Origin of the sequence: Pseudomonas sp. Pseusp88 (assembly GCF_047303955.1) — a bacterium.
In the GTDB taxonomy this organism is placed as follows: Bacteria; Pseudomonadota; Gammaproteobacteria; order Pseudomonadales; family Pseudomonadaceae; genus Aquipseudomonas.
Genome location: NZ_JBGLYM010000026.1, coordinates 48,602 through 65,479, shown reverse-complemented (window position 1 = coordinate 65,479; position 16,878 = coordinate 48,602). Strand labels below are relative to the sequence as shown.

17 protein-coding genes are annotated in these 16,878 nt (G+C 62.1%); 15 read left to right on the top strand and 2 right to left on the bottom strand.

What is annotated here, in order from left to right:
• Window positions 1-31 precede the first annotated feature (31 nt).
• The gene (locus ACCD02_RS25215) at window positions 32-916 is read left to right on the top strand and encodes a hypothetical protein (RefSeq protein ID WP_413308105.1); all 885 of its coding nucleotides are present in this window, start codon (window positions 32-34) and stop codon (window positions 914-916) included.
• Between the two features lie 228 nt (window positions 917-1,144).
• Here the strand turns inward: ACCD02_RS25215 and ACCD02_RS25210 are convergent, their stop codons facing one another.
• Window positions 1,145-4,582, bottom strand: a complete 3,438-nt coding sequence (locus ACCD02_RS25210) for a hypothetical protein (RefSeq protein ID WP_413308102.1) — start codon at window positions 4,580-4,582, stop codon at window positions 1,145-1,147.
• 595 nt (window positions 4,583-5,177) lie between these two features.
• Here ACCD02_RS25210 and ACCD02_RS25205 point away from each other — a divergent pair.
• From ACCD02_RS25205 to ACCD02_RS25175, 7 genes are all read left to right on the top strand, one after another.
• Window positions 5,178-5,339 carry a hypothetical protein gene (locus tag ACCD02_RS25205; RefSeq protein ID WP_259099503.1) on the top strand — a complete coding sequence of 54 codons (162 nt, stop codon included), beginning with the start codon at window positions 5,178-5,180 and terminating at the stop codon, window positions 5,337-5,339.
• An 87-nt stretch (window positions 5,340-5,426) separates the two neighbouring features.
• On the top strand, window positions 5,427-6,362 hold the full coding sequence (locus ACCD02_RS25200; protein ID WP_413308100.1) for an FHA domain-containing protein: 936 nt from the start codon (window positions 5,427-5,429) through the stop codon (window positions 6,360-6,362).
• Between the two features lie 108 nt (window positions 6,363-6,470).
• Window positions 6,471-6,830: a hypothetical protein gene (locus tag ACCD02_RS25195; protein WP_413308097.1), complete on the top strand. Its 360-nt coding sequence runs from the start codon at window positions 6,471-6,473 to the stop codon at window positions 6,828-6,830.
• 186 nt (window positions 6,831-7,016) lie between these two features.
• Entirely contained in the window at window positions 7,017-7,355 is a 339-nt protein-coding gene (locus ACCD02_RS25190; RefSeq protein WP_413308094.1) for a tetratricopeptide repeat protein, read from the top strand.
• Window positions 7,352-9,487 (top strand): type III secretion system export apparatus subunit SctV, encoded by a 2,136-nt coding sequence (sctV, locus tag ACCD02_RS25185; protein ID WP_413308092.1) that lies wholly within the window; start codon window positions 7,352-7,354, stop codon window positions 9,485-9,487. The genes ACCD02_RS25190 and sctV overlap by 4 nt, the downstream gene beginning before the upstream one ends.
• Window positions 9,484-10,806: a type II and III secretion system protein family protein gene (locus tag ACCD02_RS25180; protein WP_413308089.1), complete on the top strand. Its 1,323-nt coding sequence runs from the start codon at window positions 9,484-9,486 to the stop codon at window positions 10,804-10,806. Before sctV ends, ACCD02_RS25180 begins: the two co-directional genes overlap by 4 nt.
• A gap of 13 nt (window positions 10,807-10,819) precedes the next feature.
• Complete coding sequence (locus ACCD02_RS25175) at window positions 10,820-11,218, top strand: hypothetical protein (RefSeq protein WP_413308087.1); 399 nt, start codon at window positions 10,820-10,822, stop codon at window positions 11,216-11,218.
• A 5-nt stretch (window positions 11,219-11,223) separates the two neighbouring features.
• Here ACCD02_RS25175 and ACCD02_RS25170 read toward each other — a convergent pair whose 3' ends face one another.
• A complete protein-coding gene (locus ACCD02_RS25170) occupies window positions 11,224-11,997 on the bottom strand; it encodes a tetratricopeptide repeat protein (protein ID WP_413308084.1) in 774 nt (257 codons plus the stop codon).
• Window positions 11,998-12,279: 282 nt separating this feature from the next.
• Between ACCD02_RS25170 and ACCD02_RS25165 the strand changes: the two genes are divergently transcribed.
• The 7 genes from ACCD02_RS25165 to ACCD02_RS25135 are packed head-to-tail and all read left to right on the top strand — an operon-like array spanning window position 12,280 to window position 16,873.
• Complete coding sequence (locus ACCD02_RS25165; RefSeq protein ID WP_413308082.1) at window positions 12,280-12,855, top strand: type III secretion protein; 576 nt, start codon at window positions 12,280-12,282, stop codon at window positions 12,853-12,855.
• 28 nt (window positions 12,856-12,883) lie between these two features.
• Complete coding sequence (locus ACCD02_RS25160) at window positions 12,884-13,105, top strand: hypothetical protein (protein ID WP_259099520.1); 222 nt, start codon at window positions 12,884-12,886, stop codon at window positions 13,103-13,105.
• 10 nt (window positions 13,106-13,115) lie between these two features.
• Window positions 13,116-13,559 (top strand): hypothetical protein, encoded by a 444-nt coding sequence (locus tag ACCD02_RS25155; RefSeq protein WP_413308079.1) that lies wholly within the window; start codon window positions 13,116-13,118, stop codon window positions 13,557-13,559.
• A 3-nt stretch (window positions 13,560-13,562) separates the two neighbouring features.
• On the top strand, window positions 13,563-14,336 hold the full coding sequence (gene sctJ, locus ACCD02_RS25150) for a type III secretion system inner membrane ring lipoprotein SctJ (RefSeq protein WP_413308076.1): 774 nt from the start codon (window positions 13,563-13,565) through the stop codon (window positions 14,334-14,336).
• Window positions 14,333-14,971 (top strand): type III secretion protein, encoded by a 639-nt coding sequence (locus ACCD02_RS25145; protein ID WP_413308073.1) that lies wholly within the window; start codon window positions 14,333-14,335, stop codon window positions 14,969-14,971. The genes sctJ and ACCD02_RS25145 overlap by 4 nt, the downstream gene beginning before the upstream one ends.
• Entirely contained in the window at window positions 14,964-15,554 is a 591-nt protein-coding gene (locus ACCD02_RS25140) for a FliH/SctL family protein (protein ID WP_413308071.1), read from the top strand. The genes ACCD02_RS25145 and ACCD02_RS25140 overlap by 8 nt, the downstream gene beginning before the upstream one ends.
• On the top strand, window positions 15,551-16,873 hold the full coding sequence (locus ACCD02_RS25135; RefSeq protein WP_413308068.1) for a FliI/YscN family ATPase: 1,323 nt from the start codon (window positions 15,551-15,553) through the stop codon (window positions 16,871-16,873). The genes ACCD02_RS25140 and ACCD02_RS25135 overlap by 4 nt, the downstream gene beginning before the upstream one ends.
• The last annotated feature ends 5 nt before the right edge of the window (window positions 16,874-16,878 follow it).

The window sequence follows — 16,878 nt, the reverse complement described above, 5'->3', positions numbered from 1 at the left end:
TCACACTAAATTTTCAAGAGAGTTATCCATCATGGAAGAATTCAATCACCATCTGCACCAACTGCCTGATTTCCTGCAGGGCGAACTCCACGCCCATGCGGGTTCGACCCAAGGGATATCCCCGGTTCAAATTGTCGCGCGTTATTGGGCAATGGCCAATAACCTGATTGGCGCCAAGCATGCCGGACTTGATCCTGCACATGTGGCAAACGTCCAGTTCATGTGGGGCAATGTCCAGTCCAGCAAGGCCGATGTTGAAAACATGATGCAACTGCGAAGCATGCCGGGGCATGGCGCGACCGATTTCTACTCGATGACGGTCAATGCAAATTTTTTCTTGCAGTGCATTCGCTTCCTGACTCAATTCCGCGATGCAATGGCCAGGCTTCAACCACGGCTGGAAGAGCAGGAGCGGCAGGAGGCCCGGCGTCGAGCCGAGGAGCAGGCTGCGCGTGAGCAGGCCCGGCTTCAGGCAGAGGAAGCGGCACGTCAATTGGCGCAACGCTTGGCCGAAGAGGCAGCGGCGGCTCGCCGACATGCTGAAGAAGTGGCCCTGCAACTGGCTCAGCGACAGATCGAGGAGGCGGCCAGGGCTTTGGCTCAGCGCAAGGCTGAGGAACAGGCTCTTCAGGCCGCTCGCGAGGTGTTGGAGCAGGCGGCGGGCGAAGCGGTCGTCGAAGCCGGACCCATTGATTCATTGCCACCCGCTGAGACCTCCGTTGAAGGTCGTGGCGACTCGAAGTCAGTTGTTCATGTGGTAGCAGGGCCCAAAATGAGCGCCGAAGTTGAGAAGGCTGTGCTTGAGCTGCAAAAGGATATCGAGCGAGCTGTCCTGGCGTTTGCCGGAGTGTTGAACGCTCAGGCGGCTGCTTCGAGCCCGGTTGCGTTGGCTGAACTGCGCTATACCGGCGCGTGATGAAAAAGCTGCCTTCCAGAGATGAACTTGTTTTGTCCTGAAAGACGTCCTTGAACTGCCGAAGGCTTCGAATCGATGTATCTGATACACCGCTTTCGCAGCCTTCGGCAGCTCCTGTGGGACCGGCTTCAGCCGGGAAAGGGCCGGTTCAGTCGCTGCATTTCTTTTGTCAGGAGCGCAGCCTTCCCGGCTAAAGCCGGTCCCACATTAGCTCGTGTTTGCCCTGGATTATTTCTTGTCGTAATCCACATGCAGATCCTCATCCAGTCGATTACTCGACGAGCCGCCTTTCTGTGGCGTCTCGTCGAAGTGTTGCCATTCGGCGCTCTGGAAGCGGAACAGGCTGTCGTCGTCCGGGGCTTCGCGGTCGCCGTAGCTGTGGATCGAGTAGTGGGCATATTCGACCTTGTCGGCCCAGTCCGATTGCAGCAGGCCGTCGGCGGCGAGGTCGCGGTACCAGTCGTTTTCCTTCTCGCTGGCCTTCTGTTTTTTGTTGTGGTCGACGAAGTAGCCAATGATCCCGCCTACCACTGCCAGGACCACGCCGACCAGGAAGAATGGCCCGGTGAGGGCCGCGGCGGAACCGGCGCCGACCAGGGCGGCAGCACCCAGTACGCCCGCCGATGCACCGAATGCGCCGCCGGCGATCTGCAGGCCGCCTGCCGCCTTGGCCAGGGGGTCGCCGGTTTCTATACCGCTCTTGATGGTGAAGGCGCCGAGGACGATATCGGCAAAGCCGCCGACGATATCGGTGGCCGGGCCAAGTACCTTGATCACTGAACCGGCAATCTTGCCGGCCTTGCCTGCAGCCAGCTTGGCGCCGCCCGCGCCGGATACCGCGTCGTCGAGGCGCTGGCTAATGCCGTCGTAGACCTTGTTCGCAGCATCGGTGTTACCGGCGCCGTCGCCGAGGATATCCGAGAGGTCGCCGAGTTTGGCGCCGGGCACCGAATCCAGAGCCGTGCTGATCTTGGCCTTGGTCGCTTCCGGCAGATCGCTGACCTTGAGTTCGAACTTGTCGCCCTGCACACCGTTCTTGCCCCAGATTTCCGGCAGGGTCTTGTCCAGGCCGAGGAAGTCGACCATGCCGCCTTTGCCCATCAACTCGCCGATCTTGTCGCCGAGACGGACGAAGTGGCTGCCCGAACCGGCAAAGCTGAGGAAGTCTTTGGCGATGGACAGGCGTTGCAGCGGCGTCTCGCCGAGTTTGCCGCCGTCGCCCACCAACTGGTAAATCCCCGAGAACAGGGTCACGCCCGCGCCCAGTGAGCCGAGGATACCCTTGGTATTGAGGGCGCTGAACACTTCGCCGAGGGCGCCGCGGTCGGCAATCGGGATATAGGGCTTGGACAGCGCGGTCTTGAGGTCGGCCTCGCTGATGCTGCCATTGGTCTTGTAGACCTCGCCCAGTTCTTCCAGTGCCTTGGTCACGGCCGAGGACTTCTCCTTGCCCTGCATGCCTTCTTCGAGAAATTTCTCGATGACTTCCTGGGTACGTCGCGGCATGTCCAGCAGCTCGCCCTTGAGCACGCCCTTGAGCAGGCCGAACAGGTCCTTGGTCGCCAATTCCTTGTTCTCGTCGCTGATCTTGCTCGGGTCGCCGATCAAGTCGTTGAGGTCGCTGGTCAGGCCGTCGGCCTGGATCGACTGGGCGGCCTTGGTCGCGGCGTCCTGGTCGAACATCGACAGCGAGGTCAGGGTATTGCTCAGGTCTTCCTGGGCTTCGTGGGCCTTGCCCTGGCTTTGCAGGTCCTTGAGGTAGGCCACGTACTCGGGATTATTGGTCAGGTCGAGGAGCTTCTGCTTGATCTCATCCTTGTTGGGGATGCGGTTGATCGCATCGTTCATCTTGCCTTTGTAGTCGGCCTGCACCGTGGGATCGGAAAACAGTGTGGTGATCTGCTCTTGAAGTTTGCCGCCGTCGATGATGTCGTGCATGTCGGCCGAAGACAGCTCGGTCTGCTTGTCGTCGAACACCCGCCAGGTGCCACCGAACGCGCCGGGTTCTTCTTCGTAACCGGTGAGGCCACGACCGTTCTGGTAGGCGGCCTGGGCTTCCAGGGCACGGACCAGCTTGGCCCGTGGATCGTCCTTGGCGATGGAGCCATCCTTGACGCCTTCGCGGTAGGTGTCGAGCAGCTCCTTGGTGGCCAGCTCGCTGACGGTTAATTCCGGTGACGAGTCGTCCTTGTCGTCGGCCTTGACCCCGGTCTTGAGATTGAGCACGTCCAGCTCGTCAGCAGGCGGCAGATCGTGCTTGCTGCGGGTGTCGTCGACGGCGCCTTCGGTGGATGCCTCCCACTTGGCTACGACATCGTCGTAGAGCTGCGGGCTGAGTTCCTTGGAGACGATTACCTTGCCTTCGTCGGTTTCATAGCGGATCAGGCCGTCACCCAGCTCATCGGGGGAGCCGAAAGTCATGTCCTTGTTCTTCAGGAAATCATCCGGGCCGGCCAGTTTGTAGCCTTCGGCTTCGCTGCTGTGGATCTTCGACCAGGTATCGTTGGCAGTGCTCGCGGCCTTGAACAGTTCTGGCGCCAGGTCCTTGGACACCACCACTTTTTGCCCGTCGTGGGTTTCGTAGGTCAGGGTGTTGCCTTCCTGGCCGATGGTCCAGTTGAAGTTCTTGAAGTCGTTGAGGGTCGGAATAGGTGTGTTGGCGTCGGCCAGGATCGCGCCGTTATTCAGGGCGGTATTGATATCGCCGGACTTGGCCGGGTCGGTGATGACCTCGTGCAGGCCGGCGAGGTAGTCGAACAGTTTCGGATTGTCGTCCTTGGCCACCACGACCTTCTCACCGTCGCCAGTCTGATAGCGAATCAGGCCGGGCCCGACTTCATCCACCGGGCCGACGGTGATACCGTTGTAGGGCGGCCAGACTTCGTTGTCACCGGCGCGGCGGTAGCCGTCGGCTTCGCTGCCGGTCAGGCCGGATAGACTGTCGTAGGCGCCGGTGACCTGCCGATACAGCTCGGGATTGTCGCGCTCTGACACCACGTATTTATGGCCGTCCTGGGTGACATAACGGACTACGCCCGGACCCATTTCTTCCGCAGGGCCAACCGCCAGGTAATCACCGAGTTTTTCCGGCGCGTGCTGATCGGCACCAACCCGCACATAGCCATCGGCCTCACTGGCGTTGATCCCGGACAGAGCCTTGAAGTCTGCCGAAACCTGCTTGAACAGCTCGGGGTTTTCCTGCTCGGAGACGATGAAGGACTTGCCGTCCTCGGTCACATAACGGATCAACCCCGGGCCTTTTTCGTCGGGCGGGCCGATGGCTTTGTAATCACCCAGAGTTTCCGGCGCCGTGGCATCCGGGGCGGTCAATTCATAGCCTTCGCCAGCGCTGTCCTTGATGCCCTGCAGCGCCGGCTGGGCGTCGACGATCTGCTGATACAGCTTGGGGTTGGTGGATTTGCTGACCATCACGTGGTCGCCGTCCTCGGTAACGTAACGCACGGTATCGGCGGCCACGGTGCCCGGTTTTTCGATTGACTTGAGGTCCTTGAGGGCCGGGGACTTCTCGTCGGCCGTGGCCGGACGGTATTGATCGGCTTTCTCTGCGCTGCTCTTGAGTAACGTGGTGAACAGGGTTTTCGGTATCACCGCCGCCCGGGTCAACGGTTGGCTGTCGGGCGTGTTGGTCAGGGGGCGGGTCGACATACGATTGAACTCCTGATGTAACCGTTGCGGCAGGGGCGAAGTTTCTTTTATGGCGCCGTCATTACTGTTGGCGTCTTTATTGAAGAATGTGATGCGTTGCACGTTTTATCTGGTCAGCAGTTCACGAGGGTGCTGGAACTTGCCGGACACTATCAGTCCGGCAGGGGAAAAACACATGAGGTCGCTTTGTTTTCGCAACATTTCACGACTGCGAAACCGGCCTTGCGCTTAGCATGCAGTCCTTGATTTACAAGCGTTGCAGCCCTTGGAGGCGGCGCAAAGGTCGCGTTATTCATGGTGGTTTGCAAAATAACTGAAAAGTTCAATGGCGCAGACTAAAAATGCTTTGATACAACGTGTTCTCGCCCTTGTCGGCAAACGTGTTAATTCATTGCGCGCGACTCGTGCATAAGGTTTCACAAGTTTTCACAGCATCAAACAATTGGCCCTGCCTACTATCGATCCGTGCAAAACAGCAATGTCAGCCATGCCAGGTTATTCATCGATATTCGTTGTTCGCACAACTTTTCAATGCGCTGCCCTGTAGCGTTTGAAGTTTGCATACCTTCACCCCATACCATCAAGGAGTTCCAAAATGAGTGATGTTCCTCCAGTAAGCTCCGGCGGCGCCGATGCAGCCATCGCCAAAATGGAAGCCACGTTCAACATGGCAATCGAGAAGTCGGCAAAGATCACCGAGCTGACCACAGCCAAGAAAGCTGAGCTCGATGCAACCAAACAACGTCCGCAGAACTGATGTTGTCATGCGGGCTGCGCCGGTGCGGCCCGCATATCCTGCCGCTGAGTTGGCGATGCCTGTGGACCCCTTGATGGTAATCCGCCCATGACAGCCCTTATTTCCTTGACCTCGGTGCCCCGATCCTCGGCATCAGGCAACAGCACACCTGTGCTCAGCATCACCCACGGCCTGCACCAAGGCGTCAATCTGACCCTGGACAATGCCGTCTACATTATCGGCAGCGCCTCCAGCGCCGATCTCATTCTCAGCGACGCCGGTATCGCCGAACGGCATATGGTGCTGCGCTTCGTCGATGGCCGGGTGGCCGTCGAAGCCCTGGGTGGCGACGTTGTGGTCGTCGGCCTGCATGGGCAGCAAATCCTTATCCCCAAAGGCAAAGGTCATCGTGCCCGTCTGCCTCTGCAAATCGGTCTGGGCGAGGCGCGCCTGCGCCTGGACAACAACAGCAGATCGCCCGAGCGCGTGCCTGCCGCTGCACCCGCTTCGATCTGGCGCCGCAAGCTGCACTGGCTGCTGGCATTGGTGTTGATGGTCCTGTGTGTGAGCGCCTTCGCCTTGCGCATCGAACCGACCGCTCCGGCGGCAGTGGCTGTCAGTGCCCCGGCCCATGCATCCCAAGTGCCGGTGAATACAGCCCAGGCGCATATCTGGCTCGAGCAGCAACTCTTCGCCGCCGACCTCAAGGGGATCCGGATCAGCGAGTCGGGCGGCCAGTTGATCGCCGAAGGCGCCTATGACCCGACACAAAAGCCGCGCTGGATTGCCCTGCAACAGGCTTACGACCAACAGTTCGGCCAGCAGGTGCTGCTCCAGACCAATGTCGCCCCGCACAGCGAAATCGCCAGGCCGAGGGTGCGTTTCCAGGCGGTGTGGTTCGGCACCAACCCTTATGTGATCAACGACAGCGGCCGGCGCCTGTACCCCGGCGCCGCCCTGGCCGATGGCTGGATGCTGGAGCGTATCGAAAATAACCAAGTGATTCTGGCCAAGGGTGAAGAGCGCTTCACCTTGACGCTGTAGCCCCTTTGCAGGAGCTGCCCAAGGCTGCGAATGGCCCTCAAATACTTTCGCGGCCTTCGGCAACTCCTGCCAAACACCTGATCAACTCGAATAATTGAAGGTTGCCTGATGAGAGTCGATCCGCGCCCGTTACTGCCAACACCCACCGACAAGACGGCTGCGGTCGAAAGCATTCGTCCGATCGTTGCCCGTCAGGGCGCGCGTTTCGAGGCAGTGCTGAGCAGGCGCGAGGGTGTGGCGCGGCGCTCGCTGCGCGGTGATGTCGAGCAGGCCGGCGGCAGCGAAGGCATCAGCCCGGAGCTGTTCGGCAGTACACGCTCACTGGAAATCCTCAACTACCTGCTGGACGAAGTCTTGCCGGGGCTGGATGCCGAGCCAGAGATCAAGACTCTGGCCGAAGACCTGATCCGCGAGGAGATCCATATGCGCCAGACTCTGGAACAGCAGCGTGCCGAGGTGCAGGTATGAGCACCCTCTTGGGCACAGGAGCAGCAAACACTTGGCAGAGTGGAAGCGAATTCAATCGCGAAAGCGGTATTTCAGAAGACAGCGATGTATCGACTGTACTGCCCCCTTCGCGAATGCATTCGCTCCCACAAAAAATGATTTATTTCATAGGGTTATCCCGTGTTCGCTGTCACGAGGGGGTATTCGATGACCGTGCGTGACGACCAGGACTGCATCGAACTGCTCAAAGGCATGGGCGATCTTTATCGCCGCAGCGGCCAGGCCCAGCGTGCGCTGGTCATGTTGTTGATCGCCGTGCAAATGGCCCCCGAGGACACCACCCTGTTGCGTACCCTGGCCATGACCTTCACCGACAGCGGCGATGCTGAGCGCGCTCTTAACGCGCTGAATCGCCTGGCGGAGCAGGAAGGGGAATCCAGCAGCCTGTTGTTGCTGCGCAGCCGGGCCTTGTGGCGCGGCGCGCGCAAGGAAGAAGCGCGGCAGTGCTTCAAGCGCTACCTGGCGGCGCGGAGGGCGGCGGCATGAGTCTGATGAACCGGCTCAACGGCCTGGCCCGTATCGCCGCACAACGCACCGACGTAATCATCGTCGCCTTTATGCTGATGGCCATCGTCATGATGATCATCCCGCTGCCGACCTGGCTGGTTGACCTGCTGATCGGCCTGAACATTGCTCTGAGCATCCTGATCCTCATCGTCGCTTTCTATATCTCCCACTCGGTGGAGTTCTCGGCGCTGCCGCCATTGATTCTGCTCAGCACGCTGTTTCGGCTGTCCCTGTCCATCACCACCACGCGCCTGATTCTGCTCGATGGCAACGCCGGGCATATCGTCAAAGCTTTCGGTGATTTCGTGATCGCCGGGCAGGTGGTGGTCGGCCTGGTGGTGTTCCTGATTATTACCGTGGCGCAATTCGTGGTGATCACCAAGGGCGCCGAGCGGGTCGCGGAAGTGGCAGCGCGTTTCACTCTGGACGCCATGCCCGGCAAGCAGATGAGCATCGATAACGATCTGCGCAACGGTGATATCGATCAGCCGCAAGCGCGGCTTCGGCGTTCACGACTGGAGCGGGAAAGCCAGATGTTCGGCGCGATGGATGGCGCCATGAAGTTCGTCAAGGGCGATGCCATTGCCGGTCTGGTAATCCTCGCGGTCAACCTGCTCGGCGGCATGCTCATCGGTATGATCGAGCGGGATATGCCCTTCGGCGTGGCGGTGCATACCTACTCGCTGCTGACGGTTGGTGACGGCCTGATTGCGCAGATTCCGGCGCTGCTGATTTCCGTGGCGGCGGGCACCGTGGTGACCCGGGTCAACAGCGACAACACCGAAGGCAACCTCGGCACCGAAATCCTTGCCCAACTGGGCGCCAGCCATCGCGCCCTGAGCCTGACCGCCCTGATCCTGCTGGGTGTCGCCCTGCTACCAGGCTTTCCGGCGATGGTATTTATCGGTCTGGCGGCGATCCTCGGTGCCTCGGCGTTTTTCATGTGGCGGCGGCAGAGGGTGCAGCCGGTTCAGGCAGTAACGGAAGACGCGCCGGGTGAAGTTCTGGAATACGAAGCGGTTGAATCGGCGCCGTTGCTGATCAAGCCACTGGACTGCCGTCTGCTGCTGATCCTCGGACCGGGCCTGGCCGCAGCGGCTCCGGAACAGCCCCTTCGCCAGCGCATCGAAGCCCTGTGTCACGAGATCCGTGGCGACCTGGGTATCGAGGTGCCCGAGGCCGAGATCTATACCGAACGCAAGGCTGCGGCCCAGCGCTTTGTCATCGAACTGGAAGGCGTGCCTGTCTGTGAAGGCGAACTGCCGGTGGATTGCCTGTTGCTCAAGGACGATCCGGTGCATGCGCAGTTGCTCGATATCCCGGCGCTGGAAGCCGATTCCCCCCTTAGCCAGCGGCCGGGCCAGTGGATTGAACGTCACCATCAGGCACGCCTGGAAGAAGCCGGAGTCGGCTTTCTGTTCCCTGACGAAATTCTCCGGGCTGTGCTTGAGCGCACCCTGCGCCGCTATGCCGCCGATTTCCTCGGTATCCAGGAGACCCGCGCGCTGCTCGAGCGCATGGAAGGCAACTACGGCGAACTGGTCAAGGAAGTGCTGCGCAGCGTGCCCTTGCAGCGAGTGGCCGAGGCCTTGCGTTGCCTGGTGGCCGAAGGCGTATCGATCCGCAATCAGCGCGCGTTACTCGAAGCCATGGTCGAGTGGGGCGGTCGCGAGGCCGATGCCTCGCGTTTGGCCGAGCATTTGCGTGCGGCCCTGGCGCGGCAGATCAGCCATCAGTATGCCGATCGCAATCGGGTAATCAGCGCTTTTGTCCTGGCACCGGCCCTGGAAGAACAACTGCGTTCCAGCCTGCGCCGTCAGGACGGCAGCCGCGACTCGATCCCGGAACAGACCAGCCGCGCCGTGCTCGTGCAACTGCGGCATATCTGCGACCGCTTGCCCGATGACCGTCGCACCGTGCTGCTGGCTCATCCGGAACTGCGCCGCGCCCTGCGTCGCCTGATCGTTCGCGGCGAGATCGAGCTGGCGGTGCTGTCGTTCCGCGAGCTGGCGGGGGAATACAACCTGCAGGCCGTGGGCACCGTCAGCCTCGGTGACAGTTCACCGCGTTCCGGCACTCCGACTCCTTCTTCTCTGGCGAATGCTTCATGACCTGTTTTTCCCCCGTGCGCGTCATCCGCTATTTGGGCCTGCTGGCGACTTTTTTACCGCTGCTGGCTGCTGCCCAGGACATCGCCAAAGGCAGTAATGCCACGCTTGATCTGGCTTCCGGCGAAGGACGCATCCTGCATTTCCAGGCACCGGTGGAGTCGGTACTGGTGGCTGAGCCGGGGATTGCCGACCTGCAAGTGGTGTCTCCCGGTGTGATCTATATCTTCGGCAAGGCGCCGGGCCAGACCAGCCTGATTGCCTTGGGCGGCGACGGCCAGCAGGTCGCCGCGCTGAGCCTGGCGGTGAACAGCAGCACCCAGGGGGTCAGTCGTCCGCTCAAGGACCTGCACCCTCAGAGCAGTGCCCATGTCAGCGCCACAGGCAATCGTCTGGTAGCCAAGGGCACGGTGCAGGATGTTGGCGAAGCCACTGACCTCAACGCCTTGCTCAGCGTGCAGGGCCAGGGTATGCAGCCAGCCTTGAACAGCACCGAATACAGCGGCTCGGCTCAGGTCAATATCCGCGTGCGTTTTGCCGAAGTCTCGCGCTCGGAGCTTTTGCGCTACGGAGTGAACTGGAACGCCCTGTTCAATAACGGCACTTTCTCTTTCGGTTTGTTGACCGGTGGTGCATTGGCTGCCGATGCCGCCAGCGGCGCGTCCAACGTGATCAGTGCCGGGCTGGCCTCGGGCAACCTGAATATCGACGCGATGCTCGAAGCCCTGCAAAGCAACGGCATTCTGGAAATTCTCGCCGAGCCCAATATCACCGCCATGACTGGCCAGACCGCCAGCTTCCTCGCCGGTGGCGAAGTCGCCGTGCCGGTGCCGGTCAATCGCGACCTGGTGGGTATCGAATACAAGTCCTATGGGGTTTCGCTGCTGTTCAGCCCGACCCTGCTGCCCAACGGCCGCATCGCTCTGCAAGTGCGCCCGGAAGTCAGCAGCCTGATGGGGAGCAATACGGTCAACGTCAACGGTTATCTGGTGCCGTCGTTCCGCGTGCGCCGCGCCGATACCCGAGTGGAAGTGGGCAGCGGCCAGACCTTCGCCATTGCCGGGTTGTTCCAGCGCGAAAGCAGTCAGGACGTGGAAAAGGTACCGATGCTCGGCGACATGCCGATCCTCGGCAATCTGTTCCGCTCCAAGCGCTTCCAGCGTAATGAAACCGAACTGGTGATCCTGATCACGCCGTACCTGGTGCAGCCGGTACGTGGCCGGACCCTGGCCACACCCCTTGATCCGCTGCCCGGTACCGCGACCACCACGGCCTCGGCCGGACCGCGCCAGGGCGGCCGGTTCGGCTTCTACATGAATTGATCACGGAGCGACCATGAAGCCCTTTGTCCTGCCACTCCTGATCCTGCTGCTGGCTGGTTGCAAGAACCACCTGGAGCCTGCGTCCTATTCGCCGGACTACCAGCGACTGGTCGGCGCTGATGGCCGGGTAGAGCTGCTGCCGGTGGAATGCCTGAAGCCGCCTGCCGAAGACGTCTTCGATACCGATGAGGACTATGTACCGCTTCTGGCGCCGGGTTGCGCCAACAATCTCACGCTCCTGCAAATGGTCGAGCGGCGCGAGGACCTGTTCCAGGGGCGTGCCACTGGGCCGACCATGGCGGCGCCTGTGGGGCGGGCCGCCCAAGTGTATATCGACGGATATGACCGTGAAGAATTGCGTCGGCGCAAGGACGAACAAGAGTCCCGCGCCGACAAGCAGGAAAAGCAATGAAGGCCTTAGCGAGCGTCCACCAGCCCCAGTTCCCGGGCCTGCACGGCCGGGTCGTCGATGGCCTTGATGCGTCGGGCTTCGATCAGCAGGGTCTGGCGTTCGGCGGCGGGAATGTCTTCCAGGGTCATGCCGGCGACATCCTGTTCGCGTCCGGCCAACACGGTGATCAGCAGCTCGTTGCGCTGATGCCGGGGCTGTGCCCGGGGCGACAGGGCGACACTGTGAATGGTGTCCAGGGCCTGCTGCGCCTGCCCGCCGAGCGCATAGGCCAGGGCCAGGTTGCAGCGGGTGTCGAGGTCGTTGGGCGCCAGGGCGACGCTCTTGCCGAAGGCGCTTTGTGCGGCCGCAGCCTGACCACGGAGTATCTCGGCGATGCCCAGACGGTTCCACGCGTCGGCGCGATTGCCAGTGTTGGCAGCCTGGGTCAGGGCGGTGACGGCGCGATCCAGTTTGCCCAGGCGCACTTGGGTTGTACCCAGGCCGAGCAGGGCGTCTACGTCGCCGGGTTTGAGTTCCAGGGCTTGCTGATAAGCCCGCTCCGCACTACGGGCGTCGCCGCTGGCCAGACGGGTTTCACCCAGCTTCAACCAGGCCTCGACATGGCTGCCGGGCTGCTGCGTGGCCTTCTCGTACAGCGAGGCGGCCGTGGTTGCATCACCGCGTTTCTGCAGATCGCCGGCCAGGCTCATGAAGCGTGCATAGCTGTCATCGGTCGGTGGCTGGCTGGCGCAGGAAGCGAGCAGGGCGGTGGCGATCAGCAACGGCAAGCGGTTGAACATAAACAGGTCTCGGCCGGTAAGCGGGATGGTCATCTTAGCGATTTGACGGCCAATAGCGACCGTTATGTACACGAGGATTTCATATTGGCAGCACGGTCCACAGAAGATCCCGCCGCGTCTTCGACATCGCGCTGTCGTGCAGCAGTCCCTGGGCAGGATGGGAGCGAATTCATTCGCGAAGACGGTATCTCAGGCAACGACAATGCGTCGAATGCGCAGGCATCTTCGCGAATAAATTCGCTCCCGCAAGAGGGGTTTTTATCTCAGTTGGGCATGTGGTGTATGAATAAAGTGAGGCTTGTATTGTGCCTGCTGCTTTTGGCGCCGCTGCCTGCTTTCGCGGAATCGACAGATGATCCCGCCTGGTTCAGCCAACCCTATGCCTACGTCCTGGTCGAGCAGGACGTGCGTGCCGCGCTCACTGAGTTCGGCCATAACCTGGGCCTGATCGTAGTGCTCTCGGACAAGGTCCGGGGCAAGTCGCGCAGTGTCGTACGCGGCACCACTGCCGGGGATTTCCTCACCCAGCTGTGCGACATCAACGGCCTGGGCTGGTACTTCGACGGCAACGTGCTGTACCTCAATGCCGACGATGAAATCGCTACGCGCCTGTTCAAGGCCCAGGGCCATCTGAACCTCGATCAATTGCGCGGCTACCTGGCGGACCTGGATGTCTACGGCAAGCAATTGTCCATGCGCCCCAGCCCCGATGGCGACGAACTGTTCGTCTCCGGGCCGCCGCCGTACCTGAACATGATCCAGCAGCATATCGACCAGCAACCGCGGCCTGTCGTCGCGCCTGTGGCCCGCGAGCGCGGCATGCGGGTGTTTCGCGGCAGTGTCGTGAGCGACAACTGAACCCTAAAGCCAGACCAGGAGAAGCCCCATGTCCGTAGCACCGATCGACAGCAGCATCAGCACCCCGCCGGCCAGCGCCGAAGCCAAGTTCAATGCCGCGGTGGACAAGTCCAAGGACGAAATGAGCGACGAGGATTTCACTGAAGCCCTGATCACCCAGGCCGTCACCATCGGCGGGCAGTTCATCATCATGCCCAAGGCCCAGGAAATGCTGAACGAAGCCCAGTCCTCGGAAGACGACGAAGAATAGAGGCCAGGCCATGACCGCAAGTCTCGCAGCCACGGCGGCATTGCCGCCGTCAGGAGGACAGGGAGGGCTTCAGGCCTCCCAGAACCTCTTTGAACACATGGCGACCACCTCCAAGGGCATGCCCGAGGGGGCCAGCCCCCACCAGCTCGGCGAAGGCCTGATGGAGCGGCTCAATAGTTTCATCGATCGTTCCCGCAGCTTTTCCGAACGCGCCGAAGTACTTGGCAACGGTGCGCCTTCGGGCGCTTCGCTGCCGCCGTCGGCCTCGGAAAAAACCGCCGCTACCCCGGCCACCGCCAACGCTGAAGGGGCCAAGAAGGTCGGCGACAAACAGGTCGATCAGATCGTCCATTCCCTGGGCAAGATGTTCGACTACTCCATTGAAACGCAGATGGTGGTGCGGGGCGCGACGCAGATTTCCGGCTCCGCCAACACCCTGCTCAAAGGTCAATAAGCCATGCTCCGTGCCGCGCGTTTGATCATCATCGTCGCCCTTGCCGGGCTGTTGCAGGCCTGCGACATGGACCTGTACAGCAACCTCAGCGAGCGCGAGGCCAATGCCATGCTCGCGGTGCTGCTGCGCGACGGCATCCCGGCGTCGCGCAAGGTCCAGGACAACGGCCAGCTCAAGCTGGTGGTGGACGAGCGCCGGTTTGCCGAGGCCATGGCCCTGCTCGACGAGGCGGGCCTGCCGGGGCAGAACTTCGCCAATATGGGCGAGGTGTTCAAGGGCAACGGCCTGGTCTCGTCGCCCGTGCAGGAGCGCGCGCAGATGGTCTTCGCCCTGAGTGAAGAGCTGTCTCATAGCGTGTCGCAGATCGACGGCATCGTTTCGGCGCGGGTGCATGTGGTGCTGCCGGACAATGACCTGCTCAAGCGAGTGATCTCGCCGTCGTCGGCCTCGGTGCTGGTGCGCTACGACGCCAATACCGATATCAACCCGTTGATCCCGCAGATCAAGACCCTGGTGGCCAACGGCATCTCGGGCCTCAGTTACGACGGTGTGTCGGTGACGGCAATCAAGGCTGCCGTGCCGACCCATAACGCCAGTGGCCAGCCGCGCATGAGCAGCTTCATGGGCATCTGGATGCTGGAAGACAATCTGCCCCAGGCCCGCCTGCTGTTCGGCGGCAGTCTGTTGCTGGTGCTGATCCTCGCCGGGGTGCTGGCCTGGCAGTCATGGCATCGCCGGCGCGGCCAGAGCCTGTACGCCTTGCCGGAGGCCTCATGAATCTGGCGCAGCAATGGCAGCAATTGTTAGAGCAACCCTTGGCGTTCGTTGATCGCCAGCACCTGGCCGCGTGCTTTCCCGCTGAGGTGGCTGCCGAGCGTATTCATGGCCTGCGCAAGGAGCAACGCTTTGAGCCTCGTCTGCTGGAGCTGTTGCGCGCACATTTCCAGCTGCAACCCCTGGCCGCGGCGCCCATGCCTGCGGATGATGACTTGCCGGTGCTGCTGATGACGCCCGACGCATTCCGCCGCCTGCCACGGTTGTGCGGCGCCATCTGGCATGCCGCGACCCTGAGCCGGGAGATCCGCAGCGAAGTGGTCAACCAGTTGCGAGCCACTCTGGGCAACGAAGTGTTCGCGTTGGCCCTGGCCCATCGCTCGCTCGCCGGGGCGGCGGACCTGCTGCGCCAGCCCGACGAACTAGTGGCGGCCATTGATCACGATGGCGCGCTGTGCGTCTCGGCCTGGCTGCAAGCACAGCCGCCATTGCTGCGGGACTGGCTGCGCCTGCGTCTGCCCGATCCGGGCGTGTACGACCCGCGCACACCGGTGGATATCCGCATTGTGCGCAGCCTTGCGGCGACCTTTGCCCGCCGCGAAACCGGGCTGAACCCTGCCGAGGTGACGCATGAGTAATTTGCCGGGCCGCCCGGCCGCGCGCATCCTGCGCGCCGCCGAGGCACAGCTGTGGACCGACGGCTACGCCTTCCTGCAGGCCGCCCGCGATGAAGCCGAGCTGATCCGCCAGGACAGCGGCCATTGGCTGGAACAGGCCCGCGCCGAAGGTTTTGAAAGTGCTCGTCTACAAGGGGCCGAGCAGGTCAGTGCACTGCTGGCGCAAACCTCGGCCAAAGTCGAGGCGTACCTGGCCGGACTGGAAAGCTCACTCGCCGATCTGGCCCTGGGCATTGCCCGTGAGGTGCTGGAAGGCATGGACGATGCCGAGCGCGTGGTGAGCTGTACGCGCAAGGCGTTGGCGGCTTTCCGTCAGGATCAGGCCCTGACTCTGTTCGTGCCGCGCCTGCAAGTGGAGGCGGTACGCCGTCGTTTAAAAAGCGAACTCGATAGCCTGCCTGCCATTACCGTCGAATCCGATGATCAACTGGCCTTCGGTCAGGCGCGCCTGAGCAGCCCGGTGGGGTCGGTGGAACTGGGCCTGGATGCGCAACTGCAAGCCTTGCGCCGCAGCCTGCTGCCCTTTGCCGAGGTCGCGCCGTGAGCCTGGAGCAACTGATCCCGCGCCTGCACGAGCGCCTGGCCGATGCCCGGCCGCGGCCGATGAAAGGCACTATCCGCAGTATTCGCGGGGTGTTGCTACGGGCCAGCGTCGCCGGTGTACGCATCGGCGAACTGTGCCAGTTGCGCGATCCCAGCACTGGTCGCAGCCTGGCGGCAGAAGTGATTGGCTTTGACGAGGACGAAGCGATCCTCTCGCCCATCGGCTCCATGGAAGGCTTGTCTACCCGCACCGAAATCACTGCGACCGGCGAGACTCTTGGGGTCAGCGTTGGCGATGCTCAACTGGGGCGGGTGATCAGCCCCATGGGCGATTACCTGGATGGCGACGGCGTGCTGCCCCTCGGCAACCTGCAACGCTACCCGCTGCATGCCGAACCGCCAGCGCCTTTTGCCCGGCAGTTGATTGTCAACCCGATGTCCCTTGGCGTGCGTTCCATCGACGGTCTGCTGACCCTGGCCCAGGGCCAACGCATGGGGGTGTTCGGCGAGCCGGGAGTGGGCAAGTCATCGCTGCTGGCGAGCATCGTGCGCAATACCAATGCCGATGTGATCGTCATCGGCCTGATCGGCGAACGGGGACGCGAAGTGCGCGAACTGCTGGACGTGCAGCTCGATGCCCAGGCCCGTGAACGTACCGTGGCTGTGGTCGCCACTTCGGACCGGCCTGCCGCCGAGCGGGTACGGGCAGCTTACGTTGCTACGGCACTGGCCGAATATCACCGTGATCAGGGGCGTAACGTGTTGCTGTTGATGGATAGCCTGACCCGCTTCGCCCGCGCCCAGCGCGAGATCGGTCTGGCGGTGGGCGAGCCGCCGACCCGCCGTGGTTATCCGCCCTCGTTCTTTTCCGCCTTGCCGCGTCTGTTGGAGCGGGCCGGGCCCGGCGCTACGGGCAGTATCACTGCGCTTTACACCGTGCTGACCGAAGGCGATGCCGCTACCGATCCGGTGGCCGAAGAAGCCCGCTCGATTCTCGACGGCCATATCGTGCTCAGCGCCGAGCTGGCCCAGAGAAACTATTTCCCGGCCATCGATGTGCTGCGCAGCCGCAGCCGTCTGATGGATCAGGTCAGCAGCGATGAACAGCGCCGCCTGGCCCGACGTATCCGCGAATTGATGGCGCGGCGCACGGAAATCGAAATGCTCATCCGCATCGGCGAATACGCCCCTGGCAGTGACGCTCTGGCCGACGAAGCCATCGCCCGTCACGACGCCATCGAAGCCTTCTTGCGTCAGGCTGCCGGCGAACCGAGCAGCCCCGACGAAACCCTCAGACATATGCGCAAGGTGTTGGCATGAACACC

Coding starts and splice junctions, on each gene's coding strand:
- ACCD02_RS25170 (WP_413308084.1), bottom strand. CDS start 11,997: ATGTTCAACCGCTTGCCGTTGCTGATCGCCACCGCCCTGCTCGCTTCC.
- ACCD02_RS25160 (WP_259099520.1), top strand. CDS start 12,884: ATGTCCGTAGCACCGATCGACAGCAGCATCAGCACCCCGCCGGCCAGC.
- sctJ (WP_413308076.1), top strand. CDS start 13,563: ATGCTCCGTGCCGCGCGTTTGATCATCATCGTCGCCCTTGCCGGGCTG.
- sctV (WP_413308092.1), top strand. CDS start 7,352: ATGAGTCTGATGAACCGGCTCAACGGCCTGGCCCGTATCGCCGCACAA.
- ACCD02_RS25215 (WP_413308105.1), top strand. CDS start 32: ATGGAAGAATTCAATCACCATCTGCACCAACTGCCTGATTTCCTGCAG.
- ACCD02_RS25205 (WP_259099503.1), top strand. CDS start 5,178: ATGAGTGATGTTCCTCCAGTAAGCTCCGGCGGCGCCGATGCAGCCATC.
- ACCD02_RS25175 (WP_413308087.1), top strand. CDS start 10,820: ATGAAGCCCTTTGTCCTGCCACTCCTGATCCTGCTGCTGGCTGGTTGC.
- ACCD02_RS25140 (WP_413308071.1), top strand. CDS start 14,964: ATGAGTAATTTGCCGGGCCGCCCGGCCGCGCGCATCCTGCGCGCCGCC.
- ACCD02_RS25155 (WP_413308079.1), top strand. CDS start 13,116: ATGACCGCAAGTCTCGCAGCCACGGCGGCATTGCCGCCGTCAGGAGGA.
- ACCD02_RS25145 (WP_413308073.1), top strand. CDS start 14,333: ATGAATCTGGCGCAGCAATGGCAGCAATTGTTAGAGCAACCCTTGGCG.
- ACCD02_RS25200 (WP_413308100.1), top strand. CDS start 5,427: ATGACAGCCCTTATTTCCTTGACCTCGGTGCCCCGATCCTCGGCATCA.
- ACCD02_RS25180 (WP_413308089.1), top strand. CDS start 9,484: ATGACCTGTTTTTCCCCCGTGCGCGTCATCCGCTATTTGGGCCTGCTG.
- ACCD02_RS25210 (WP_413308102.1), bottom strand. CDS start 4,582: ATGTCGACCCGCCCCCTGACCAACACGCCCGACAGCCAACCGTTGACC.
- ACCD02_RS25190 (WP_413308094.1), top strand. CDS start 7,017: ATGACCGTGCGTGACGACCAGGACTGCATCGAACTGCTCAAAGGCATG.
- ACCD02_RS25165 (WP_413308082.1), top strand. CDS start 12,280: ATGAATAAAGTGAGGCTTGTATTGTGCCTGCTGCTTTTGGCGCCGCTG.
- ACCD02_RS25195 (WP_413308097.1), top strand. CDS start 6,471: ATGAGAGTCGATCCGCGCCCGTTACTGCCAACACCCACCGACAAGACG.